23 protein-coding genes and 1 riboswitch are annotated in these 24036 nt (G+C 44.7%); of the genes, 19 read left to right on the forward strand and 4 right to left on the reverse strand.

Annotated elements, in window-relative coordinates:
* The first annotated feature begins 171 nt into the window (after positions 1–171).
* Entirely contained in the window at positions 172–2229 is a 2058-nt protein-coding gene (locus tag MKX60_RS27435; RefSeq protein WP_076284229.1) for a hypothetical protein, read from the forward strand.
* Between the two features lie 177 nt (positions 2230–2406).
* Here the strand turns inward: MKX60_RS27435 and MKX60_RS27440 are convergent, their stop codons facing one another.
* The gene (locus MKX60_RS27440; protein ID WP_256716343.1) at positions 2407–2835 is read right to left on the reverse strand and encodes a cupredoxin domain-containing protein; all 429 of its coding nucleotides are present in this window, start codon (positions 2833–2835) and stop codon (positions 2407–2409) included.
* Positions 2836–3076: 241 nt separating this feature from the next.
* On the opposite strand from MKX60_RS27440, the gene MKX60_RS27445 reads away from it, so the two are divergent.
* A complete protein-coding gene (locus MKX60_RS27445; RefSeq protein ID WP_341061545.1) occupies positions 3077–4138 on the forward strand; it encodes a GGDEF domain-containing protein in 1062 nt (353 codons plus the stop codon).
* A gap of 75 nt (positions 4139–4213) precedes the next feature.
* On the opposite strand, the gene MKX60_RS27450 is transcribed toward MKX60_RS27445, so the two are convergent.
* The gene (locus MKX60_RS27450) at positions 4214–4561 is read right to left on the reverse strand and encodes a phage holin family protein (RefSeq protein WP_341061546.1); all 348 of its coding nucleotides are present in this window, start codon (positions 4559–4561) and stop codon (positions 4214–4216) included.
* Between the two features lie 150 nt (positions 4562–4711).
* On the opposite strand from MKX60_RS27450, the gene MKX60_RS27455 reads away from it, so the two are divergent.
* From MKX60_RS27455 to MKX60_RS27465, 3 genes are all read left to right on the forward strand, one after another.
* Positions 4712–7078 carry an endonuclease MutS2 gene (locus MKX60_RS27455; protein WP_341061547.1) on the forward strand — a complete coding sequence of 789 codons (2367 nt, stop codon included), beginning with the start codon at positions 4712–4714 and terminating at the stop codon, positions 7076–7078.
* A gap of 31 nt (positions 7079–7109) precedes the next feature.
* Positions 7110–7529 (forward strand): DUF350 domain-containing protein, encoded by a 420-nt coding sequence (locus MKX60_RS27460; RefSeq protein ID WP_042125581.1) that lies wholly within the window; start codon positions 7110–7112, stop codon positions 7527–7529.
* 213 nt (positions 7530–7742) lie between these two features.
* The gene (locus MKX60_RS27465; RefSeq protein ID WP_341061549.1) at positions 7743–8285 is read left to right on the forward strand and encodes a hypothetical protein; all 543 of its coding nucleotides are present in this window, start codon (positions 7743–7745) and stop codon (positions 8283–8285) included.
* Between the two features lie 92 nt (positions 8286–8377).
* Here the strand turns inward: MKX60_RS27465 and MKX60_RS27470 are convergent, their stop codons facing one another.
* Positions 8378–9601 carry an NAD(P)/FAD-dependent oxidoreductase gene (locus MKX60_RS27470; protein WP_341061550.1) on the reverse strand — a complete coding sequence of 408 codons (1224 nt, stop codon included), beginning with the start codon at positions 9599–9601 and terminating at the stop codon, positions 8378–8380.
* A gap of 177 nt (positions 9602–9778) precedes the next feature.
* Here MKX60_RS27470 and MKX60_RS27475 point away from each other — a divergent pair, with 177 nt between their 5' ends.
* The 11 genes from MKX60_RS27475 to MKX60_RS27525 all read left to right on the forward strand — a co-directional run bounded on the left by MKX60_RS27475 (position 9779) and on the right by MKX60_RS27525 (position 18770).
* Positions 9779–10012: a spore coat protein gene (locus MKX60_RS27475; protein ID WP_042186181.1), complete on the forward strand. Its 234-nt coding sequence runs from the start codon at positions 9779–9781 to the stop codon at positions 10010–10012.
* A gap of 30 nt (positions 10013–10042) precedes the next feature.
* On the forward strand, positions 10043–10432 hold the full coding sequence (locus tag MKX60_RS27480) for a spore coat protein (protein ID WP_076284224.1): 390 nt from the start codon (positions 10043–10045) through the stop codon (positions 10430–10432).
* Positions 10433–10691: 259 nt separating this feature from the next.
* A complete protein-coding gene (locus MKX60_RS27485; protein WP_042125589.1) occupies positions 10692–11192 on the forward strand; it encodes an Lrp/AsnC family transcriptional regulator in 501 nt (166 codons plus the stop codon).
* A gap of 13 nt (positions 11193–11205) precedes the next feature.
* Entirely contained in the window at positions 11206–12426 is a 1221-nt protein-coding gene (locus MKX60_RS27490; RefSeq protein WP_341061552.1) for an aminotransferase class I/II-fold pyridoxal phosphate-dependent enzyme, read from the forward strand.
* A gap of 250 nt (positions 12427–12676) precedes the next feature.
* Positions 12677–12865 carry an aspartyl-phosphate phosphatase Spo0E family protein gene (locus MKX60_RS27495; protein ID WP_262495626.1) on the forward strand — a complete coding sequence of 63 codons (189 nt, stop codon included), beginning with the start codon at positions 12677–12679 and terminating at the stop codon, positions 12863–12865.
* Positions 12866–13048: 183 nt separating this feature from the next.
* Complete coding sequence (locus MKX60_RS27500) at positions 13049–13615, forward strand: cob(I)yrinic acid a,c-diamide adenosyltransferase (protein ID WP_341061553.1); 567 nt, start codon at positions 13049–13051, stop codon at positions 13613–13615.
* Position 13616: 1 nt separating this feature from the next.
* On the forward strand, positions 13617–14606 hold the full coding sequence (locus MKX60_RS27505; RefSeq protein ID WP_341061554.1) for an RluA family pseudouridine synthase: 990 nt from the start codon (positions 13617–13619) through the stop codon (positions 14604–14606).
* A 179-nt stretch (positions 14607–14785) separates the two neighbouring features.
* A complete protein-coding gene (locus MKX60_RS27510; protein ID WP_076284222.1) occupies positions 14786–15160 on the forward strand; it encodes an arsenate reductase family protein in 375 nt (124 codons plus the stop codon).
* Positions 15161–15468: 308 nt separating this feature from the next.
* A complete protein-coding gene (locus MKX60_RS27515) occupies positions 15469–16395 on the forward strand; it encodes a 5'-3' exonuclease (protein WP_341061555.1) in 927 nt (308 codons plus the stop codon).
* A gap of 264 nt (positions 16396–16659) precedes the next feature.
* Complete coding sequence (locus MKX60_RS27520; RefSeq protein WP_076284221.1) at positions 16660–17541, forward strand: ROK family protein; 882 nt, start codon at positions 16660–16662, stop codon at positions 17539–17541.
* 212 nt (positions 17542–17753) lie between these two features.
* On the forward strand, positions 17754–18770 hold the full coding sequence (locus MKX60_RS27525) for an HRDC domain-containing protein (RefSeq protein WP_340974788.1): 1017 nt from the start codon (positions 17754–17756) through the stop codon (positions 18768–18770).
* Positions 18771–18852: 82 nt separating this feature from the next.
* On the opposite strand, the gene corA is transcribed toward MKX60_RS27525, so the two are convergent.
* Positions 18853–19788: a magnesium/cobalt transporter CorA gene (gene corA / locus MKX60_RS27530; RefSeq protein WP_042125638.1), complete on the reverse strand. Its 936-nt coding sequence runs from the start codon at positions 19786–19788 to the stop codon at positions 18853–18855.
* A gap of 398 nt (positions 19789–20186) precedes the next feature.
* A riboswitch (SAM riboswitch) is annotated at positions 20187–20317 on the forward strand.
* Positions 20318–20430: 113 nt separating this feature from the next.
* On the opposite strand from corA, the gene metA reads away from it, so the two are divergent.
* From metA to mqnC, 3 genes are all read left to right on the forward strand, one after another.
* Complete coding sequence (gene metA, locus MKX60_RS27535) at positions 20431–21351, forward strand: homoserine O-acetyltransferase MetA (RefSeq protein WP_076284219.1); 921 nt, start codon at positions 20431–20433, stop codon at positions 21349–21351.
* 36 nt (positions 21352–21387) lie between these two features.
* Positions 21388–22560, forward strand: coding sequence for an aminotransferase class I/II-fold pyridoxal phosphate-dependent enzyme (locus tag MKX60_RS27540; RefSeq protein ID WP_076284218.1), 1173 nt, complete (start codon positions 21388–21390; stop codon positions 22558–22560).
* A gap of 267 nt (positions 22561–22827) precedes the next feature.
* Entirely contained in the window at positions 22828–23964 is a 1137-nt protein-coding gene (gene mqnC, locus MKX60_RS27545) for a cyclic dehypoxanthinyl futalosine synthase (protein ID WP_042125644.1), read from the forward strand.
* Positions 23965–24036 lie beyond the last annotated feature (72 nt).

Consider the following 24036-nt stretch of genomic DNA (forward strand, 5'->3'; position numbering starts at 1 on the left):
CATTTAGAAACTGAGATTCGCTGCGGCTTTTTCTGGGTAGAGTGAAATGCGGAGGATATCAGCGAGAATCTATTGATTACAAGGGATTTTGCCAAATGCTTAAGAAAAAAGCTACAATAGAAACAGTAAGACTAACTTAGAATCCGCACACATACAAAGGAGGGCACAACTGTGGCTATGGACCGGACACGTGTCGCCGTGGAGATATACGGAACTTCCTATAAACTCGTCGGAAGCAGCACTGAATATATGAAACAAGTGGCCCGTTATGTTGACGAACATATGCGCACGATTTCTAAATCACACAACAGACTGGATACGCCGCGCATAGCGGTGCTTGCAGCAGTACATATGGCGGAGCAGGCTATTCAGGTTCAGGATTTTAAAAATGAACTCAACATGATGACAGGTGAACGCAGTGAACTGCGATTGGAAGTATCTCGCCTGCTGGAGGTTCAGCGGGAGCGACAAGAAGAATATGAACGCCTTGAAGCGGCGGCTAAAGAAGAAGCTACACGACTGATTGCTGCGGTTGAAGAAGAGCGCAAGCGTCATCTGGAAATTCAGGAGAATGAGCGTAAAGTACATGCTAACCAGCTGCAAGAGGCAACCCAAGCGGCTGAAGCCGCACGAGAGAAGCTGGAAGAGGAGCTGCTTGCGCGTGAGCTGGAGTTGCAGGAACTGCGGGCAAGTTATGAGGCTGAACAGTCTGCTATGCGTGAGAATCATCGAGAGGAACTAGCGAATGCAGAAGCCATCCGTCTACAGCAGTTGGAAGAGCAGAAGGCAGCGCATTTGCAAGAGCTGGAGAACATCCGTGAGACGCTGACTAAGGAGAATTCAGACTCCTTGTCTGCTCTAGAGCTTGAGTTAACCGAGACCAGGTCAACCTTAGAGAAACAGCTTGAGGAAACCAAATCAACATTAGGTAAGGAACTCGAGAAGACGAAGTTGACACTGGGTAAGGAGCTTGAGAGCACGACAACGAAGCTAAGCAAGGAATTGGCTGAAGAACGGGAAGCTTTACAACGGGAGCTTGCTAAGAATAAGGAACTTCGTCAGTCACAAGGTACTCAGGAACATAGACATAAGCAAAACATTCAAGAGCTCGAGAAACAGCTGGCTGAGCTTCGTGGTGGAACAGGACAACTTCAGTCTAGACTCCGTTCGGCTGAAGCCAGTCTTAAGAGTGAACGAGATGCTCGTCAGACGCTGCTCGGACAATATGAAGCGGTGGTTAAACGTGAAGAACAGCTCAGTGAGGAGCTGCGTACTGCTACTGAGCTAGGCACGCTGTTGAATGAAGATCTGGAAGAATTGCGCCAGCGTTATCAGCAGTCTCAGAATGAAGCATCAGAGCTGCGGAAGTCACTACAGGAAACGAATGACAATCTGCACCGTGTTCAGGAAGAACTCGCTGGATCTATGGCGGAGGCAGCAAATTGGCAGGAGCTCTCGGATAAACGGATGGAAGATATTAGTGAGCTTGAAATGAACCTACTGGAGACCGAAGAGAAATCTTTGGCGCTTCAAAAGGAGATTGAGATCCTTCGTGGTCAAGCGGATGGTTTAGTACAACAGTTAGATCGGGAAGCTCAGCTTCGTACAGATGCAGAACACGAAACTGCAGCACTCCGTGAACAAGGTGGACAGGTTCAGAAGGAACTGTCTGCACTTCGTGAACGCTATGAGGAACTGATCTCTCAATATGATGAAGTGCTGCAAGATGGAGAACGTCTACAGGAAAGATATCAACTGCTGCAAGAAGAAGGCGAAGAGACAGCTCGACGCTTAGAGGAATTGTCTGAAGCTAGCCTTGAGGCCGCTGCTACGGTTGCAGAGCAGCAGGATGTTCTGAGGGAAGCAGAGGCGTACGGCGCTTCATGGAAGCAAAAGTACGAGGAATTATTCGAGCGACAGCAGCAGTGGAGTGATTTGGAAGCGAAGCTGCGTGAAGAGATAGATATTTGGCAGCAGGAGGCCGGTGAGGCTGAGGCTAAGCAGAAATCTATTGAACGTGAACGCAGTGAGGTGCTTCAGCAGCTTGGTGAAGTCGGCGAGAACTATGAATTGGCCCAAGGACAACTTCGTCTGCTACAGGTCCAGTTTGAGATGCATCAAAATGAGCTACAGAAGATGACGGATGAGCATCGTAATCTTCAAGAGGAATATGCCAAGCTTCAGAATGAATATAATGAATGGATTCAACTGATCGAACAGGACAGTTGAATGTCGGATGCAAGAAAGAGGGCTGTACCTGATGTGTAGAGAGATCTATTTCAGGTCAGCCCTCTTTGTTTAATATATTCGAAAGAATAAGATTCACACCATGTCTTATATTTCTCACTTCATTAAAAAGCCGATCGTCAGGGCAATTCCCTAACGATCGGCTTTTTAATGATTCATCTATTCCACAATGATTTTTGCGTTCATGCCGCTATGTCCGGATCCACACATAATCGAACAGGTCATTTCGAATGTGCCGGCTTCCTCTGGAACAATTACTTTCGAGGACTTTTTGCTATTAAGCTGGAGTTCAAATTCAGGGATAAGGATACCGTGATTGCCGCTATCATTTTTAAAAATAATTTTGACGGGTACACCTTTTTTTAGATGATATTCTTCCTGATCAAAACTGTAATTCGTAGCTGTAATTGTAAGTTCTGTTTCTGCCTCGATCTCCGGCTCCGATGTGTTAGCATTGCCAGCAGCACTATCATTGCTGTTTCCACAGGCTGTAAGTGCTATAACGAACACAATTGAAAGTAGAATTGCAAATTTTTTAATGATCCAAACCTCCTCCCAAGAAGTCCAAGCATAGTGAAAATGTGACAATTATGTAGACATCATAACTTAAAATTTAAGTAAGCGCTTTGATTAAATGTGAAAAATCCGTGAACAAGGGAGACTGTTCAAACTTTGTCGTAAATTGCAAATAAATGATGAAAATATAACTAAAATTTATTATAATGAAAGCTATTACATTAACGTACAAAAGTAGGGGATACATATTTCAAGCACTAACGATACGCTAAATACGGAGGTTTGGCACCGTAGAATCTTAAAAGGTTATTGGATGGTAGTTATTCTTTTATTGTTCTCACAGTTGCTGTTTTTGTCGAATATTGACCGACTTCAAATAAAAACAACCATGGACACGAATCTATGGCACTTATTTATTGCTTGTAATTTACTAATTGTGGTCCTTATGATTACTGCGGAGCTGTGGCTTCGTTATAGTAAACAATCCCCTAAATATGGGGTGGTTAGTTGTGGGTTTTTAGTGTCCTACCTTATGTATTTTGTATTAGAGCCTTTTGTCGATGGTGCTCAGATGACGCTCATGATGCCGATTATGGTCGCTCTTATTTATTTTGATCGTAAGCTCCTGTATCTAATGGGACTATTTAGTATTGTGTTTTATGCGGGAGTATATTTCGGGTTGGAACGGCCATTCCTACATAAACCGCTGCTTGAATTCTTAATAGTAGAGTGTGTGTTTATAATATTTGTAGGGATGGCTCTTGCTGTAATTATTCGTGCGCGGGAAGCGCGTGTAAATCTGGAGAGATTAACGAAGGAAGGCCAAGATCTAATGGTGGAGAGGGCTATTTCGGATAAGCTGCTGAAGATAGATGCACTCACTGGACTATATAATCATAAAACCTTTCATGAATATTTGGATTCATTATTGGAGCAATGTGAAAGCAACAACCTTCAACTACAGCTGGCGCTCTTCGATATAGATAATTTTAAGCAAGTTAATGATACCTACGGACATAGGGTTGGGGACCTTGTTCTTAAGGTAATTGCGGACAAGGTGGGCGGTATGATTGAGTTAAATGATTTTGCGGCTAGGTATGGCGGTGAAGAATTCGCTGTGATTTTTACAGACAAAAGTTTTTCAGAGTCTTATGAGGCTGTAGAAAAATTACGGATCAATATTGCTCAAATCGAGCATTTGCAGGCTGGAAATAAGCCGATTACTGTCAGCATTGGAATTTGTGATTATCAGCTTGGGGATGGGAAAGAGCTTCTTTTTCGTAAAACGGACAAAGCGCTCTATACCGCTAAAAAGCAAGGTAAGAACAGAGTGGTCAATTGTGTTGAGAGTCATGAAGCGGAGATTGTGTCATAAGGATAAAAACAACACAGAACCCTTATTACCGGAAAAGAACCGGAAATAGGGGTTCTGTGTTATGAATAGCTTTCGTTACTTTGCTGCCTCAAACGGCGTGGATACCGGCAAAAATAAATCGACAATACCGATGACCAACGCCGCCAGGATAGCTCCTAGAATGGAAACACTGACCCCACTCACTACGAATTGAGCGACCCAGATGACTAATGCACTAACGATGAAACCGACGATACCACGCCCGAAGGGCGTTGCTTTTTTGCCGAAGATTCCTTCGACAACCCAGCCGAGTAACGCAATCACCAGTGCAAGGATTAGAGCGCTCCAGAAGCCACCAACCGTGAACTGTGGAACAATCCAACTAACGACCATCAGAACAAGCGCTGCTACAATAAAACGACCCACATGACTCAAGAAATTCACTGTACTAACCTCCTTTGGCCCAAGCTAAGGATATGTGCAGTTCTTATTGTGACCTTAATACTTGTTTTTATGCTTTAACCGATACCAAATAGCGAAATTGGCTTGAATTCTGTATAATGGAAACATCTATGAAGGGAGCTGTGACTGTAATTGGACGACAAAATTTTGCATACGCTTGAATATCGCAAGATTTTAAATAAATTAATGCAATATACGCAAACCTCAATGGGGCGAATGACTGCGGAGCAACTAAGACCGTCTGGTGATTTTGAAGGTGTGAAGAAGCTACTTCAAGCCACGGACGAAGCGGCTAATGTAGATCGTCTGAAGGGTATTCCTTCATTCGGCGGGATAAGCGATATTCGAGCAGCACTAAAACGTGCCTCTATAGGTGGAATGTTGGGAACAACTGAACTGTTGGCAGTGGGAACTACCATTGGCGGCGCACGAAGAGTCAAACGATTCCTGGCAGCTATGCATGAGGAGGAAAAGATTGAATTCCTATTTTCACTCAGCGATGTTTTATCGGAGCAAAAACATGTAGAAGATGCCATCCGTTTATGTATAGACGAGAACGCAGATGTACTTGACACAGCTAGCTCTGAATTAGCTACGATTCGCCGTGAATTGCGCGGAGGAGAGACCCGAATTCGTGAGAAGCTGGATTCCATGATTCGTTCTTCTTCCGTTGCTAAAATGCTGCAGGATCAGCTGGTAACCATTCGTGGAGATCGGTTTGTTATTCCTGTAAAAGCGGAGTATCGTGCGCATTTCGGTGGCATTGTACATGACCAGTCCGGATCAGGAGCCACTTTATTTATCGAGCCTGAGTCCATTGTGGCCATGAATAATAAGCTGCGTGAAACACGGCTGCGTGAAGAACGGGAGATTGAGATCATATTGCATAGGTTGACAGCGCTTGTAGCTGATATAGCCGAAGAAATGACTTATGATATCGATATTCTTGGCGAGCTTGACTTTATCTTCTCCAAGGCGCGTCTTGCCCGAGATATGAAGGCTACACAGCCTCGTATGAACGATCGCGGGTATTTGAAGCTGCGCAAAGGACGCCATCCGCTTATTCCCGCGGAGCATGTGGTTCCTCTGGATGTGGAGCTCGGCAACCAATATAGCTCCATTATTGTAACCGGACCGAATACGGGTGGTAAAACCGTTACACTCAAGACCATTGGACTGTTGAGTCTCATGTCGATGTCTGGGTTGTTCATCCCTGCAGAAGAAGGCAGTCAAATGTGTGTGTTTGATGCCATTTATGCAGATATAGGCGATGAACAGAGCATTGAGCAGAGTCTGAGTACATTCTCCAGTCATATGACGAATATTATTTCCATTCTGCGGAGAATGACTCCCAAGAGTCTTATTCTGCTTGATGAAGTGGGTGCAGGAACGGATCCGGCAGAAGGGTCCGCGCTGGCGATTGCCATTCTGGAACATATTCACCGGACTGAATGCCGTATGGTCGCTACCACGCATTATAGCGAATTGAAAGCTTACGCTTATGAGCGTAAAGGGGTCATCAATGCCAGCATGGAATTCGATGTCCAAAGTCTCAGCCCTACCTATCGTTTGCTGATTGGTGTTCCTGGACGAAGCAACGCCTTTGCAATTGCAGAGCGATTAGGTCTGCCAGGTGCGATTCTGGAGCATGCACGCGGCGAAGTGAAGGAAGAGGATCTACGTGTAGAGCATATGATTGCCTCTCTCGAAGAGAATCGACTTGGAGCGGAACAGGAACATGAGCGAGCAGAGAGTATCCGTCGCGAAGTAGAGGAATTACGCAGCAGACATCAGCAAGAGCTGGAGAAGCTGGAAAGTCAGCGAGACAAACGACTGGAGAAAGCGGAGAAAGATGCCAGCGCAATCTTGGAGAAAGCGCGTAAAGAAGCTGAGGAAATTATCAGTGATTTACGCCGCTTAGCTATGGAAGAAGGCGCTTCAGTCAAAGAGCATAAGCTGATTGAAGCACGGAGACGTCTAGACGAAGCCGAACCTTCACCGCGTAAGAAAGCCGCTACTCGTAAGCCTGCTAAGACTCCGCGGACGATTGGTCCTGGTGATGAAGTGAAAGTAGATAGCTTAAACCAAAAAGGTTTTGTAGTGGAATTAAGCGGCTCTAAAGAGGCTTTAGTACAGTTTGGGATCATGAAGATGAAGGTAAGCCTGGATGATTTGGAACTGCTCTCTTCGAAAGCGGCCTCTGTACCAACGCCCCTTCGGCAGGCGACAACCGTTAAACGCTCCCGTGATGAGAACATTCGTAGAGAATTGGATTTGCGAGGTACGAATTTGGAAGAAGCGATTATGGAGACGGATCGTTTTATTGATGAAGCCTTCTTAGGAAATCTGGGCCAAATTTCTATTATTCATGGTAAAGGCACAGGTGTGCTCCGCACAGGAATTCAAGAATATTTGCGTAAGCACAGACATGTTAAGAGCTATAGGCTTGGAAATTATAATGAAGGCGGCGCAGGCGTAACCGTGGCTGAGCTGCAATAGCGGGATTGCCCGGCAGAAAGAAGGGAAAAGTGTGCAAGGAGATATTGATCTTTTGCTGGGTCATCCGCTAGGTGCCTTGCTTGGTTACTTTGCAGTAGCAATTCTTGGGCTTGTTGTATTTCTGTCTATTTTTGAAATGGTAACGAAATATAATTGCTGGGAAGAAATTCGCAAGGGGAACTTGGCAGTAGCCATGGCTACTGGTGGCAAAATCTTCGGAATTTGCAACGTACTGCGTTTCAGCATTGAATCAGGTGTTTCGATTTATGAGACGATGAAGTGGTCGGTCGTCGGTTTTTTGCTGCTGCTGCTTGCCTATTTTTTATTTGAATTCCTAACCCCAGTGTTCTCTATTGATGAGGAGATCGCTGCAGATAACCGTGCTGTTGGGCTAATAGCGATGCTGATCTCGGTTTCGTTGTCTTATGTGATCGGTGCAGCTATATTTTAAAAAATAGAAAGTTTTGCACCTCCCTACAAAGGATTCCAGATGAAGCTGGACAAGCTTTGAAATGAGCAGCTCCACTTTGTGGAGTATTAGGAGGATATCATGAAGATTCTTACCCGAGTTCTGTTTGTGTCAGCTATTGCTTTTATAGCAGCCGGTATTATTTATTTAATGATGAACTAAATTTAAACGTGGATTATGAAGGAGATTATTAAGATGGAAACAACTGTATGCCCTTGGTGTCATACCGAAATCGTATGGGACGAGGAATTCGGACCCGAGGAAAATTGCCCTCACTGCAACAATGAACTTAACGGATATCGTACAGTTACTGTAGGGATAGACGGCATTGAAGAAGAGGAAGAAGAAGTTGTAGAAGAACCTAAACAAGAGGTTATTAATGATGATGATCTTTGGGGAGACGTCGACAAAGACAGTGTAGTTCCTATTTACAACACGCTCAACCAATTCGGTGACGATTATGATTTGAATAAGTATGAAGAGCGTGTATCGGGCATCTTAGCGATTCAGGAAGAAGCTCCGGAATGTACACAATGCCATGAGTTAACTATCCTTGCTGGTAAACAGCTTGTTAGCAACTTCGAGCCGTCTGCACCGGCTACACTAGGTGGACCTGTACTAACATCTCCATTCTCCCTTAATGTGTATGTGTGCCCGTCTTGTTTCCATGTACAGCACAGTCTAGCGCAGGAAGACCGTATTCAGCTCGTACGTAATCTGAGTACCGAGAAAGCATAAGCATCCTCATAAAAAGCTTAGTCCTCTTAATGAACATAAGGGGACTAAGCTTTTTTTAAAAAACCTCAATATTGCTTATTCACATCCGTTTTCTAAGAAGGAGAAGGTTTGGCTGATCGTGTCAATGAGAATAGATCAAGCTCCGGCCGATGTTTACCCGCAATCGTATCTGTTAATAACTCCGCAGCAATCATGCTGTACACCGTCCCATTGCCCCCATAACCCTCGATGAAGTAGCAATGAGGGAACTTGGGATGAGGGCCGATATAAGGAAGCCCATCACGCGTAGAGCCGAATACAGCACCCCAGGAGTATTCTATCTCAATGCCTTTGATTTCAGGAAATAAAGCTTCCAGCTCTTCCAATAACCTTTGACTTTGTGAAATCACTCTGATATCACGGCGCTCTGGATCTGTCAACGGTTCATCTTTACCTCCTGCAATAATACGTCCCTCCGGTGTTGTCCGAAAATACAAATACGGTCGGGCGGTTTCCCAGATGAGGCTCCGCTCATGCCACTTGGGGAATTCCTTCAGAGGTTTGGTCATCACTGCATACGTATTGATCAGCTCAGCGCCTCGGTCTTTTTTAAACTCCTGCGTTTCATAACCCATTGCAAAAATAACCTTCTTCGCAATAATACGTCCGTTCTCTGTGTGGCAAATTACTCCATCTTCGGTAAACTCATACTGTTTAGCCTCGGTCTGCTCATAAACGTGTACACCATTCATTGCTGCCTTGGCGATCAGGCTGTGAACTGTCCGGAAAGGGTTCGCTTCTGCATCACTGCGTGAATAAAGTGCAGCAGGTTTAGAAAAAGAATACACCGAAGCAATTTTATCCTCTTCCCAGAAATCAGAATCGAATCCGTGAGCAACGAGGTTCTTATATTCTTCTCGCAGAGCAGGTACATCCTCTGGTGTACTGGCATATAGAAGGCTGCTGCGAGGAATAATCTGGGGATCGATATCGAGCTTGGCTGGCAGATCCAAAATATTTCTAACCCCTGCTTGGGATAACTGATAAAAGAGCAAGCCGTTCTTTTCTCCAAAAGTGTTCATACATGAGGTTAACGATTTGTCGTTAGATATCTGAAGTAAACCAGTATTGGCATGTGAGCTTCCGCTTCCGACGCGTCTTTTTTCGATCAGAACAGCCTCAGCTCCGCTTAAAGACAAGCGATAGGATGCCATTGCTCCACCCATTCCAGCCCCTACAACCAGGCAATCACAGTGAATGGTATCCTCTAGCGCAGGATAAGTTGGTGGGTCTTGTAAAGTACTTCTCCAAGGTGGGGTGCCGCTATTTAGTCTCATGAAAATGATCGCTCCTTCATTTGTTCCATTATTTAGTATGGGCGGCATTTTACCGTCTCATTCGCAGCATGTTCTTATTTTTGTCATAACTCTCTAGTGCTGTTGGGCAAATAAATGGTGTGCTTTGGCGGTATACTAAAGCCTGTTTGGATCAACTACAAGGAGGGACTACAACTCATGCAATCAATGCAAATGCAGGCACTAAGTGGAAAAGAATTGGAATATATCGCAGACTCCATCTCTAATGAGGACTTGCTTCTTAAGCAATGTGCGGCTACCGCCGCGACAACGCAGAACGAGCAGGTCCGACAAGTTTGTTTGCAGCATATCCAAAATCACACGCAGCACATGGATACACTCACTCAGTTACTCCAGCAGCATCAACAGTACGCACCAACAAGCCCACAATAATTGCATTATTAATCTTAAGGAGGTTATAAAATGAACGCACAGAATCCAGCAGCATTTATGCCAGATGAGGATTTAATGAACACCATTTTGTGTGATTTGAAGCGGACGGTTCGTGAGTATGCGACAGCTGCTACGGAATCGGCATGTCCAGCGGTTCGCCGGGTCTTTAATGAGATGACTATGAACACGCTTCGACTTCAGGGCGATCTGTATACGCATATGTCCCAAATGAATATGTATCCTGAGCCTGCAAAAGCATTGCGCCAAGATGTGGACAAGCAGCTTCAAACTGCACAGCAATTGCAACAAAAATCAGGTCAGTTCGTGCAGCAAAAAACAGGACAAACTGGATCTATTGCTCACAATGCGAACAGCCACCTTCATTCGAATGGACAACATCAACCGTCTCATTTAATGTAACCAAGATGGTTAGCGGATGAAGCATCCTGCCACATAACCTTAAGGCTGACGCCCGTTTATACCGAGAGCTCCGGTATAAACGGGCGTTTTTTGTATAAAAATCCATTTAGCTGAGTAAACCTAGTCTTCTATGCGGATATCATATGGGGTTATTTTGTTTGCAGAGATGCTCAATTCATGTCATATTAGTATTAAACTCTTTTCGCGGGGCGACGCATGAATAGCGCAACGTCATTTGCGAACTATCCGGAGGGAAGGCATGAAGGAAATGAACGAACTAAAGAGGAAAGTGCTGGAACTGCTTAAAGAGGACGCGAGAAGATCTACTGCACTCTTAGCTACGCTGCTTGGCGAGGAAGAAGAAGACGTAAAGACGGCGATTGGGCAATTAGAGAAGGACCATGTAATTGTTAAGTATGCAGCCGTTGTAAACTGGGATAAAGTCGATGACGAGAAAGTGACAGCGCTGATTGAGGTACAGATTACACCCGAACGGGGTCGCGGATTTGAAGGCATTGCCGAGAGAATCTACCTGTATCCACAAGTGAAATCCGTTTATCTGATGTCAGGTGCTTACGATCTTCTGGTAGAAGTGGAAGGCCGAAACTTACGTGAAGTGGCCAATTTTGTATCCGAGAAGCTGTCTCCAATTGATTCAGTACTCTCAACTAAAACGAATTTTACCCTTAAAAAATACAAACAGGATGGGATCATCTTCGAGGAGCATGAGGAAGACAACCGTCTGATGATCTCTCCATAAAGGAAGTAATCATATGATCACGAACAAAACGCAGCTAACTGGAGAAGACAGCAAATCAATGAATTCTTATTTGGCCCCGCTGGTACAGCAAATTCAGCCTTCGGGTATTCGTAAGTTTTTTGATCTGGCTGCAGGCAGCAAGGATATCATATCACTCGGAGTCGGGGAACCTGATTTCAAGACCCCGTGGCATGTCAGAGAAGCTTGTGTCTATTCGCTGGAAAGAGGATTTACAGGCTATACATCAAACGCAGGAATGCCTGAACTAAGGGAGGGTATTGCGAACTATTTGCACACCCGTTTTGCAGTGGAGTATGATCCTGCCAATCAAATTATAGCAACGGTCGGCGGAAGTGAGGCTATCGATCTGGCTCTGCGCGCTTTGATCACGCCGGGCGATGAGATCCTCATACCAGAACCTTGCTATATTTCTTATTCGCCGATAACGGCTATTGGCGGAGGTATTCCTGTAGGTATCGAAACCATCGGAGAGAATGACTTTAAACTTACTGCAGAGAGTTTGGAAGCGAAGATTACTCCACGCTCCAAAGTTCTAATTCTGTGCTACCCGAGCAACCCAACGGGAAGTGTTATGACCCGAGAGGATTGGGAGCCGATCGCCAAGGTTGTAGAGAAGCACGATCTAATTGTAATTTCGGATGAGATCTATGCGGAATTGACGTATGGAATTAATCATGTCAGCTTTGCCTCATTGCCAGGTATGATGGACCGTACGATTTTGGTCAGCGGTTTCTCCAAGGCTTTTGCCATGACTGGATGGAGAATGGGTTATGCTTGTGGTCACCCTGATTTGATCTCCGCTATGCTTAAGATTCACCAGTACACTGTGATGTGCGCTCCTTCTATGGGCCAGGTGGCTGCACTTGAGGCACTGACCAATGGGATGGAAGAGAAGGATCGAATGGTCGATTCTTATAACCAACGGCGGAGGCTGATTGTTAAGGGTTTGCGTGATGCGGGACTGGAGTGCCATGAACCACAAGGTGCATTTTATGTTTTTCCAAGCGTGCGCAAAACAGGACTGACATCTGATCAGTTTGCACAGCGATTATTGCTTGAATATAAGGTGGCAGCTGTACCTGGAAGTGTCTTTGGTTTAGGTGGTGAAGGTTACTTACGCTGCTCCTATGCTACATCAGTAGCTCAACTGAATGAAGCTATTGAACGCATTGGTGCTTTTGTCACACAACTGGAACGAGAGAGAATGGAATAGAGAAAATTGGACTATAGCCTATCCTATAATCCTATGGTATTATTTTACTTTGAGAGTAATTAACCCCTATAATAGAACTAACAAGGACGTATTTTACTCTGGAATTAAGCGTTGCTTTGAAGTTGCTTTTATTACTTTAATGACATTTTGTGGCACGCGCTCAATAATACTTTTAGGAGGGATGATTGTGCTTAGTGCCGATTATTACTTACCTTCCTATGGAGGGCAGTGTTTTTCTGGAAGTGGGAAACTGTCCCCCAAGGGTGATGCTTCTGCTCGCATGCTCTCTCTGGAAGATGAAATTAGAATACTCCGTAGCAAAATGGAGCAGCTTTTTTTGCAGGAAAAATCATTCACTTCAGATAATGTGATTGAAATTAGCAGTTTACTGGATCTCAAGATAAATGAATACATGAAGGGGCGTCCAGTTGGAAAATAACGTCGCTACATGCTGTTGAAGAGGACCCTAGGGTCCTCTTTTTGTTGTTCCTTTAAGCTCACACATCGCAACATTGCAGTCACACTTGGAGAGAATATGCCTATACTCTTCATTTGCCATTTTTATATAAGAAAGCTTAAACTAGCATTATGTGATTTGAAGAATGGATAGGAGGAGTAAGCCATGGTGATCTATACACGCACGGGTGATGCGGGTCAAACTTCAGTGATTGGTGGCCGGGTTGGTAAGGACGATGTCCGAGTTGAAGCTTACGGAACGATCGATGAACTGAATTGCTTTGTAGGTCAGGCAAGGAGCCTGATGGAGGACGATCAGTTTGATGATGTACGCGAGCAGCTGCTGGAAATTCAGCATGAGCTATTCGATTGCGGAACCGATCTGGCTTTTATTAAGCTAGGTGATGGTGGTCAATATATGGTAACAAGTGAGATGGCTAAACGGTTGGAGGGCTGGATTGATGAGCTTCAAGCAGAGAATCCACCACTAGAAAAATTCATCCTCCCTGGGGGCAGTCCGTTGGTTTCGGTTCTACATGTGTGCCGTACGGTTTGCCGCCGGGCGGAACGCCGGGCAGTTACACTTGGAAGAAATGCAGACATTAACCCGGAAGCAGTTATTTATTTGAACCGGTTATCCGATTATTTCTTTGCGCTGGCTAGGACGGCTAATACACGGGCAGGGATTACTGATGTAGAATACATTCGCAGTAAAAAGGTGTTCCGAGACTAATATGACTAGCTATTATTCACCAATTACTTACATTATACCGCCAGAAGAGGATGACTGGTTGCTGAAGACGATCCTGCATAAACGGATGGATGTCTCACGTAAATTGTTGTCACGCCTTAAGCAAACAGAACAAGGGATTACATTAAATGGAGAGCGTGTTTATATCAGCGTACAGGTTAAGGCAGGCGATATTGTACAGATTCGCATGGAAACAGAGACTTCGGATGATATTTTACCGCAGCCGATTCCCTTTGAAATTCTATTTGAAGATGAGCATCTGCTCGTAGTAAACAAGGCAGCAGGGATCATCGTGCATCCCACACACGGACATTACACTGACACGCTGGCTAACGGAGTAGTTCATTATTGGGCGCAAAAAAATGAACGTTTCCGCTTTCGACCCGTTCATCGTCTGGACCAGGAAACCTCCGGTGTGTTAGTCATCGCCAAGAATCCGTATAGCCATCAGCATATTTCTGAGCAGATGATTGCGGGTACAGTGGACAAACGTTATGCTGCATTTGTTCATGGGGCTCCTGTGGATCCTTTCGGCGATATCGACGGACCTATTGACCGTGATCCTGAGGAGCCGCATCGGCGTATCGTGACACCGGATGGTTATCCTTCTCTGACTCGGTATGAGGTTAAAACCGTATACGCACAAGGTTCAAAAGTTGAACTGAAGCTGGAGAGTGGTCGTACTCATCAGATTCGGGTCCATATGACCTCTATCGGCTGTCCTTTGATTGGTGACAGCATGTATCGTCATGAGCTGTATAATCTACCGGAATTGACTTTAACACAAAGTGAACAGTTGGAGTCCGTTGCAGCACTAGATGCCTCCATACCGCGTCAAGCACTGCACGCGGTGCGTCTGACGTTCAAGCATCCGGTGCTGCTGCAGGAAATGATCTTTGAAGCTCCTTTGCCGCCTGATATGGCGGCTTTGGAGGAAATACTGGAGCAAGGCTTGAAAGCGAATTTGAGGTAAAAATTATCTTAGTGATGTTAGCGAGAGGGCGAATTGGTTCTGGAGAAACGGAGTTTCGCCTTTATCCTCGGATTTCATCCGCAACAAGCGGACTAAATCAAGAAATCTGAGGATAACAGCGATCGGAAGAATAATTTGCCAGCGTAGCGCACTCATCACTACCATTAAAGGAGAACAACATGAGCAAACTAAAAGTATATCAATATCCAAAATGCAGCACCTGCCGCAGTGCAGTAAAATGGCTACAAGCTCAAGGTCATGAGCTAGAGCTTCAAAACATCGCAGAACAGCCGCCTACCGTTGAGGAGCTGCGTGAATTGCTGGCCAATAGCGGACTTGAACTGAAAAAGTTTTTTAATACAAGTGGTGAAGTCTATAAAGCATTGGGTCTTAAGGACAAAATGGCACAGCTTAGTGAGCAGGAGAAGCTTGAGCTGCTCGCGAGCCATGGTATGCTAAATAAACGTCCGATTGTCACTGATGGTGTTAAAGTCACGGTAGGCTTTAAAGAAGAGCAATATGCTGAAGCTTGGACCAATACTTCCAAAGTATAAATCCGTAAAGGGGATGTCCCAACAGTCATTTCATGGCTGTTGGGACATCCCTTTTTGGATATCTAGGAAAATCACAAAAGACCATGATTCTATAATATACTTATATTTCTCGCTTAAGCTCACCGCCCTTGCAAGGGCACTGATGGTGTTTTTACTTGTTAATTTCAAAGGATAAGAATAAGCTCCCATATGTGTAACTATATGATCCCTTATCAGATCAAGTATTTTCTGATAGAATACTCTTTGTGCAATAACATGGACAAGCGCTTAATAACAATACAATGAACGATTAAGGGAGAGGTTTATACATGACAGCAGAAACAACGGGCCGTGTAATGCTTGTAGATGGAATGGCTCTGCTGTTCCGGGCCTTTTATGCGACCTCTTATGGAGGATATATTCGCAAGACAAAAGCTGGATTGCCGACGAATGCGGTGTATGGTTTTTTGCAGTATTTTTTCGATGCGGTAAGCACATTTGAGCCTTCTCACGTCGTATGCTGCTGGGATATGGGCAAAGGAACGTTCCGCACCGAGAAATACGATGGATACAAATCGAATCGGATTGAAGCCCCGTTAGAGCTTATTCCACAGTTCGATCTAGTAAAAGATGTAGTAGCTGAGCTTGGGGTGCCGAATATTGGACTTGCAGGTTATGAAGCGGATGATTGCATTGGTACGCTGGCTTCTTGTTACAGTGAGAACTCTGAGGTATATATTTTGACGGGTGACCATGATATGCTTCAGCTCATTGATGAGAATGTTAAGGTCGTCATTATGAAAAAGGGACGCTCTAACTATAAAGTGTATGACCTTGCAGAATTGCTGGAGGAAAAGGGTCTAACCCCTAGACAAGTGATTGACTTGAAAGGCTTTATGGGCGATACCAGTGATAATTATCCCGGCGTAAAAGGGATTGGTGAGAAGACTGCGCTGAAACTGCTGACCGAATACAGAACAGTTGAAGGTGTAATTGAGAATATGCATCTGCTCCCTAAAGGTGTGCGTACCAAAATCGAAGCAGATCTGGATATGCTGCATTTATCGCGAGAGTTAGCGGAAATCCGTTGCGATGTACCAGTGGTCTGCGAGCTGACGGAAGCCTTGTGGCAACTACAGCGGGAAACAGCTGCGCGCAAATTTCAGGAGCTAGAGTTCGGCAGCTTGATGCATTTGATTGCTGAGGTGCAGGACGAACGGGGAATTGTACAGATTGAGTTAGGCGATTTGGGTTAAGATCAGACACCCTTCATGCAAAGATGCATGGAGGGTGTTTGTTAAACTATAAGAACGTATAAGTTTCACACTATACATTATCCTTATCTTTCTCTCTTAAACGCCTTTTGCGTCCTTATAAGGACGCAAAAGGCGTTTATACTTGTTGTGATAGCGCTTCATTCGACGTATAATTAGGGCTGGTGATTGCTTTTTTTTATGATATTATTCATTTGTGTATGGGTAGCGTTTCAACTTCTAACTAGAGAAAGGGAGATAATTGCTGTGAAGCTATTGGGAGCGATTGAAGCAGGCGGAACAAAGTTTGTATGTGGGATTGGTTATGAGGACGGTACCATTGTTGACCGAGTTAGCTTTCCGACAACAACACCGGAAGAAACGATGGGACTAGTAATAGACTATTTTAAAGAGAAGAATGTAGAAGCATTCGGAATCGGATCTTTTGGACCGATTGATCCCGTACTGGACAGCCCTACTTATGGTTACATAACAACGACACCAAAACCTCACTGGGGACAATATAATCTGGTAGGCACAATGGCTGAGCAATTTAACGTTCCGATCGGCTTTGACACGGATGTGAATGGTGCAGCGCTTGCGGAAAGTAAATGGGGAGCGGCTAAAGGTCTGGACAGCTGTCTTTATATTACGGTTGGGACAGGCATTGGAGCAGGAGCGGTTGTTGGCGGCCAGATGGTCCATGGATTGTCACATCCTGAGATGGGACATATTCTAGTTCGTAGACATCCAGAGGATACGTTTGAGGGTTACTGTCCTTATCATGGCGATTGTCTTGAAGGATTAGCCGCAGGTCCGGGGATCGGCAAACGCTGGGGACAACCGGCAGGAGAGCTACCAGTGGACCATCCGGCATGGGAAATGGAAGCTCACTATCTTGCACATGCACTCATGAACTATGTGCTGATTCTGTCTCCTCAAAAAATCGTAATGGGCGGTGGTGTTATGAAGCAAAGCCACCTGTTCCCGTTAATTCGCACTAAGCTGCAAGAGTTATTGAGCGGATATGTTCAGCATCCATCGCTTAATATTGACATCGATAATTATGTTGTCTCACCAGGTCTTGGAGACAATGCAGGGCTTGCTGGAGCGATTGGATTGGCTACATTAGCTCTAGCTAGAAACTAGTATAAAAAGACATTGACTGTTCGGTAATATATGGTATTCTAGGATCTAACAGTATAGCATTTAATGAGGGAGCACCTCTTTCGCGTTTATCGTGAGAGAGGTGCTTTTTTTGCGTTCGGGGTCTGATTGAGAAAGGATTTGTTCGCTCCGAAGGAGGCTCTTCCCGGAAGGTTATTGTGCTTACTGTAATGTTGAGAAAGGTAGGGATGAATATGCAAATTGTGTTTATGAACCGTTTATCCAGAATATCTGGAGTGGATCAAGAGGTGTACGCCCAGCTGTGGATTGGAGAGGAAGAGGGGATCTGGAGTTTGGGCTGGCGTGATTTTTCAGGTGGGGAGAATTACATTGAGAATTTGTGGTATGAAGGTGGTTCATGGAATGAGATGCTCTGTGTATACAGGCATGAGCTAGCAGTGAAGATGGGAGATGGCTATCGACCCTTAATCGATGGGATATTCCACGAGGAGGATAGTCTTACTGGGCGTAATCAGGAGCAGCTGAAGCTTCAATATTACAGCGAACATTATGGGAATGAAGCCATTTATGAAGAGTTATGTGCTTGGCGCCGTGGTAAGGCTTCGAGTGAACGGAAGGCGCCCTATATTCTCGCCAGTAATCGTCTGTTGCGCTTGTTAAGTACATTTCTACCGCATACGCCAGAGGAACTGATGCAAATTCCGGGTGTGGGAGAAGGCAAGATAGCGCAGTTTGGGGCTGATTGGCTGGCTATAACTACTGCGGTGGCAAGGGAACATTCCTTCCCTCTAAATTGGGTGCATGAAGTAATTGAAGAGGAGTCTTTCGTCTCTTGGCTTTATAAACAGAAAGAAGTCAAATATAAGAAGCAACTAGAACGACTGCGCTTGCGGAGGATTTTGCTACAGGGGATCGAGAATGGGTTGGGCTTGGAACAGCTTAAGGTGAATAGTGGAGTGAACCGGCGTGAACTGATTGAAGCGGTAGAGGAGCTAGAAAGAGAAGGTTATTCTGTCGAGAAGCTGATCCATGTAGAGCTTGGCAATATGCCGCAGAGTGAGCAGGATGCGATATGGAATGCCTATGTGGAGCTCGGGGATCTTTTCCTAAAACCGGTGTTACATAAGGTGTATGGTGACGATTTTTCCGCTGCTGAAGGATTGGATATTTATTATGAGCGTCTGCGATTGATACGCATCCGTTTCCGTCGAGAGCAGACGCATAAAGTGGGCATGGCGACCAGCTTTTAAATTTGCGCATACCAAAAAGACGAAGGCTTCCTTATACCTTACGGTTACAGGGCCTTCGTCTTGCTTATTCGTCCGGTTCGTTTCATAGCCATTCCTTCTTGCGGAAAACATAGAGCATCCCACAGCCTAAAGTCAACATGACGCCTATAACGCCATAATAGCCATATTTCGTATGAAGCTCGGGCATATGATCAAAGTTCATACCGTAGATTCCGGTAATTACGGTCAGGGGCATGAATATTGTTGTGATCGCAGTAAAGACTCTCATAATTTCATTCGCGCGGTTGGCGATACTGGATTGGTATGCCTCTCGTAAGTTGCCCATGAGATCGCGATACGTCTCAAAGGTTTCAGATATTTTAACCGCATTTTCATAAATGTCGCTAAAATATTTCTGCAGCTGATCATCAATCAGACGGAGGTCTTTTTTATTTAGGGTATTGATCACTTCTTTTTGTGGCCCCAGCATTTTCTTCAACCATAGAATTTCACTTCGCAGACCGATAATTTCACTGAGATGTGACTTCTTGGTATGCATGAGGATATCTTCTTCCAGCTTCTCGATCCGAGCTTCAATTCGGTCGCCGACGGAGAAATAGTTATCAACTACAAGGTCAATTAGCAAGTAAAGGAACATATCCGGTTCACTTACTTCTTGCTCCCAGAGCATAGGCTTCAGGATTCGTAGTTCATTGATCTTTTGTTTCGTGACAGTGATGATGTAATGTCTTCCAAGGAATACATTGAGCGCCCGTAGGAAAATTTCTTCATCGTCAAAGCGGATGCTATTTACAACTATAAAGTAGTGACTTTCGTATATTTCGATCTTTGGACGCTGATCCTCTTCGCTAAGGCAATCCTCAACAGCAAGATCATGTAGGTTGAACAAGGGCTGAAGCAGCTCCAAATCCTCAACATCGGCGTCAATCCAATAGAACCCTTCCGTTGGGGGTGTTAGTGTTTCATCAATTTCATCAATAGGTGTAAAAACCCCTGCATTTACCAGCCGGATTTTCATCTGATTTCACTCCTCCTATCCCCAGGTCTTCACTAGGGACTGCTAAATTAAGCACAGAGAAAAAAATCAGCTTGGCCGGCGGTACAATCAATACATAGGGCCAAATGACGTTTCGAGGGCATGAAGAAGAACTGCTCCCGCCGCCGGCAAGCTGATGATTATCCTGTGTGGTTGCTCATTCTGTACACATATTTGCGAGCTCGGGTCGCCTTCCATCCTTCTTCTCACCTCTTCTTTTCGTTTAGGTATGAAATACTTGTCTAGTATAACAACGGAGTATGCCTCTTTCAAGCAAATTTATTGTGATTTTGAGGCTTCTTCAGCATTGTATGGACTTGACGAAAAGGAGGTTCATGATTTAAAGTGAATTTTAAAGTAATTTAATTGAATACAGCTAAATCTTATCAAGAGCAGGTGGAGGGACTAGCCCTATGAAACCCGGCAACCGGCGTGTAAACGCACGGTGCTAATTCTTGCGGAATTTCTGCAGACGTCTAATCGTCTTCAGGAACATTCTGGCAGATGAGAGAGGCACATATGACTGTAGATATGACCTTTCTCGATTTCCGAGGAAGGTCTTTTTATGTTCAGCAAGCCGCAGTGCGGCAAAATAACTAAATTCAGCTAAGGAGTGGAAAGACAATGCCAATTAAAATTCCCGACAGTTTACCGGCGAAAGAAGTACTATCCGGAGAAAATATTTTTGTGATGGACGAAAGTCAGGCTTTCCATCAGGATATCCGTCCACTACGGATTGCTATTCTGAACCTCATGCCGACTAAAGAGACGACAGAGACTCAATTGCTGCGTTTAATTGGAAATTCGCCACTACAAGTTGATGTTACTTTATTGCATCCGCGTTCCCATATTTCCAAGAATACTTCTGCTGAACATTTGAAGAGCTTTTACAAAACCTTTGACGAGATCAGCCACCGCCGTTTGGATGGTTTAATCGTTACAGGTGCTCCTGTAGAACAAATGGAGTTCGAGGAAGTATCGTATTGGGAAGAACTGAAAGAGATTTTTGAATGGAGCAAGGACAATGTGACTTCAACCATGCATATTTGTTGGGCGGCACAGGCAGGCTTATATCATCATTTTGGTGTTCGTAAAGTGGCATTGCCTGAGAAATGCTTTGGCGTCTTCGCTCATACGATTAATCAAAATAACATTAAATTGTTGCGCGGCTTTGACGAGGTATTCCATGTACCACACTCTCGTCATACCGATGTCTCCCGTGAAGATATTGAGAATAACCCAGATCTGCAGATTCTGGCGGAATCCGAAGAAGCTGGTATGTATCTAGTGGCTACAAACGACGGTAAACAAATATTTGTGACCGGACATTCCGAATATGATCCTCTATCCTTGAAATGGGAATATGACCGTGATGTGTCTAGAGGGATGGAGATGGCTTTGCCGAAACATTACTTCCCTAAAGATGATCCAGAACGTACACCTCCAGCAGTGTGGCGTGCGCATGCCAATTTATTATTCTCTAACTGGCTCAATTACTATGTATATCAAGAAACGCCTTATGATATCGACCCGATTGTTTATTAATAATAGCGCTACAATATAAATTAGGAGGCATTAATCATGGATGACAAACTTAGGATTGAAAGTAGACTGGCTCAAATAGGTTCTCAAGAAGATCCTGCCACAGGAGCAATTAATTTTCCAATTTATAATGCAACGGCATTTCGTCATCCAAAACTCGGTCAAAGCACAGGGTTTGATTATAGCCGCACCAAGAGTCCGACCCGTTCAGTGCTTGAGAATGCAGCTGCGGAACTGGAATCTGGAGATGCAGGATTTGCTTGTAGCTCAGGGATGGCAGCGATACAAACAGTGCTTACCTTGTTCGCTCAAGGCGACCATCTGATCGTTTCGCTGGATCTTTACGGCGGTACCTATCGTTTGTTGGAACGGATTATGTCCAAGTTTGGAATCACTGCTTCTTATGTAGACACGAATGATTTGGATGCACTGGAAGCTTCCCGTCGTCCAAATACGAAAGCTGTATTTATTGAAACGCCAACGAATCCACTTATGATGATCACGGATATTGAAGCCGTGTGCACTTGGGCACGTCACCATGGGTTACTTAGCATTGTAGATAATACGCTGCTGACTCCATTCTTCCAACGGCCTATAGAATTAGGTGCGGATATTGTAGTTCATAGCGCTACTAAGTATTTGGGTGGTCATAATGATGTACTGGCAGGCCTGATTGTATCCAAGGGTGTAGAATTATCAGCTGAATTAGCTATTCTACATAACTCTATTGGCGCCGTGCTCGGACCAACAGACAGTTATCAGTTGATGAGAGGCTTGAAGACATTGGCGCTGCGTATGGAGCGTCACGAAAGCAATGCACTAGCGATCGCTCACTACTTATTAGAGCATCCAGCGATTGCGGAAGTGTTCCATCCAGGATTGCCTGATCATCCAGGACATGAAATCCAGAATCGCCAATCTTCAGGCAATACCGGTATTTTTTCTTTCAAATTAAAAGATGCCAGATACGTAGAGCCGCTTCTTCGTCATATTCGTCTTATTGCATTCGCAGAAAGCTTGGGCGGCGTAGAGTCACTTATGACTTATCCGGCTGTACAAACACATGCTGATATTCCTGTGGAGATTCGAAATGCTGTGGGTGTAGATGATCGTTTGCTGCGCTTCTCCGTCGGTATTGAACATGCAGAGGATTTGATTGCTGATCTTGGCCAAGCACTAGAGGCCGCTAGGGCAGAAATTGAGTCCAAGTAACAGGAAGAAATGTTCAATCGAGTGTTAGTGGAGAAATAGAGTATAACTAGCAGTATCGCTTAGTGCGATGCTGCTTTTCTTCTCGATAGGAATTTGCGAAGAATGTAAAAGCATTTTTCAAGCTGTTCAGATTGTGATACGATGAGGAAATGAACTGTTCAATTGTATGAGAAAGGGTTGTCACCTTGAAAAAGAGACAACGTTTTTTCTTCCTGTAATTTTGTGATTCTACCATACCCCTAAGGGTTTAGAAGGAGGATGCGAACGATGAGTGCGATAGATCTTATTTTGGACAAAGCCCTACGGGGTGAACGTCTCCAATTGGAAGATACCATCCGACTGTTCGAGAGCAACGAAATTGAGAAAATGGGTGCAGCCGCAAACACCATAATGGAACGCTGGCATCCAGACCCGATGGCCACGTTTGTAATTGGTCGTAATATTAACTATACGAATGTATGTGATGTCTACTGCCGTTTCTGCGCATTTTATCGCAGACCGGGCTCTGATGAGGGTTATGTATTGCCGGATGAGACGATTTACCAAAAAATCGCTGAGACTATCGCTGTAAATGGTACAGAAATACTGATGCAAGGCGGTACGAACCCAAATCTTCCTTTCAGCTATTATACCGATATACTTCGCGGAATTAAGCAACGTTTTCCTGAGATTACAATGCATTCCTTCTCTCCTGCTGAGATTATGAAGATGAAAGAAGTATCTGGATTATCGCTCGAGGAAGTTGTGCGTGAAATCCATGCTGCTGGCCTGGATTCACTACCAGGTGGGGGAGCGGAAATTCTCGATGATCGCACACGCCGCAAGATCAGCCGACTTAAAGGCTCATGGCGCGAGTGGATGGACGTAATGCAGACAGCGCATAAGATCGGTATGAATACGACAGCTACGATGGTCATTGGACTTGGTGAGAGTATGGAAGAACGGGCATTACACTTACTTCGTGTGCGTGAGGCTCAGGACGAGTGTATTGCCAACAAATACGATTCAGAGGGTTTCTTGGCCTTTATCTCTTGGACCTTCCAACCGGACAATACTAACCTGAAGCTGGATAGACAAACGCCTGAAGAATATCTGAAGACGGTAGCCATTAGTCGCCTTGTTCTAGACAACATTAAGAACTTCCAGTCCTCTTGGGTAACAATGGGACCAGAGGTCGGCAAGCTTTCCCTTCAATATGGCTGCAACGATTTCGGCAGTACAATGATTGAAGAAAATGTAGTATCTTCTGCGGGCGCGACCTACAAGGTCAATATCGAATCAATTACTCAGCTGATCCGCGAAGCAGGCAAAATCCCGGCACAGCGGAATACACGCTACGATATTCTGCGCGTGTTCGATGATGCTAATGCGAAGATTGATAATGATTTCATCATGCAGAACTAATATATAAATTAATTCAGCGCTTGTTGCTCGTTAATCCGTTTTGTGGATGATTGAGCAGCAAGCGTTTTTTTG

The sequence above is a fragment of the Paenibacillus sp. FSL R5-0914 genome (assembly GCF_038004525.1).
Classification (GTDB): domain Bacteria; phylum Bacillota; class Bacilli; order Paenibacillales; family Paenibacillaceae; genus Paenibacillus_AQ.

Excerpts from the sequence above, each read along its gene's own strand:
- MKX60_RS27475 (WP_042186181.1), top strand. The coding sequence starts at position 9,779 with ATGCAATCAATGCAAATGCAGGCACTAAGTGGAAAAGAATTGGAATAT.
- metA (WP_076284219.1), top strand. The coding sequence starts at position 20,431 with ATGCCAATTAAAATTCCCGACAGTTTACCGGCGAAAGAAGTACTATCC.
- MKX60_RS27515 (WP_341061555.1), top strand. The coding sequence starts at position 15,469 with ATGACAGCAGAAACAACGGGCCGTGTAATGCTTGTAGATGGAATGGCT.
- MKX60_RS27445 (WP_341061545.1), top strand. The coding sequence starts at position 3,077 with ATGGTAGTTATTCTTTTATTGTTCTCACAGTTGCTGTTTTTGTCGAAT.
- MKX60_RS27500 (WP_341061553.1), top strand. The coding sequence starts at position 13,049 with ATGGTGATCTATACACGCACGGGTGATGCGGGTCAAACTTCAGTGATT.
- MKX60_RS27540 (WP_076284218.1), top strand. The coding sequence starts at position 21,388 with ATGGATGACAAACTTAGGATTGAAAGTAGACTGGCTCAAATAGGTTCT.
- MKX60_RS27505 (WP_341061554.1), top strand. The coding sequence starts at position 13,617 with ATGACTAGCTATTATTCACCAATTACTTACATTATACCGCCAGAAGAG.
- MKX60_RS27465 (WP_341061549.1), top strand. The coding sequence starts at position 7,743 with ATGGAAACAACTGTATGCCCTTGGTGTCATACCGAAATCGTATGGGAC.
- MKX60_RS27485 (WP_042125589.1), top strand. The coding sequence starts at position 10,692 with ATGAAGGAAATGAACGAACTAAAGAGGAAAGTGCTGGAACTGCTTAAA.
- corA (WP_042125638.1), bottom strand. The coding sequence starts at position 19,788 with ATGAAAATCCGGCTGGTAAATGCAGGGGTTTTTACACCTATTGATGAA.
- MKX60_RS27525 (WP_340974788.1), top strand. The coding sequence starts at position 17,754 with ATGCAAATTGTGTTTATGAACCGTTTATCCAGAATATCTGGAGTGGAT.
- MKX60_RS27510 (WP_076284222.1), top strand. The coding sequence starts at position 14,786 with ATGAGCAAACTAAAAGTATATCAATATCCAAAATGCAGCACCTGCCGC.
- MKX60_RS27490 (WP_341061552.1), top strand. The coding sequence starts at position 11,206 with ATGATCACGAACAAAACGCAGCTAACTGGAGAAGACAGCAAATCAATG.
- MKX60_RS27480 (WP_076284224.1), top strand. The coding sequence starts at position 10,043 with ATGAACGCACAGAATCCAGCAGCATTTATGCCAGATGAGGATTTAATG.
- mqnC (WP_042125644.1), top strand. The coding sequence starts at position 22,828 with ATGAGTGCGATAGATCTTATTTTGGACAAAGCCCTACGGGGTGAACGT.
- MKX60_RS27470 (WP_341061550.1), bottom strand. The coding sequence starts at position 9,601 with ATGAGACTAAATAGCGGCACCCCACCTTGGAGAAGTACTTTACAAGAC.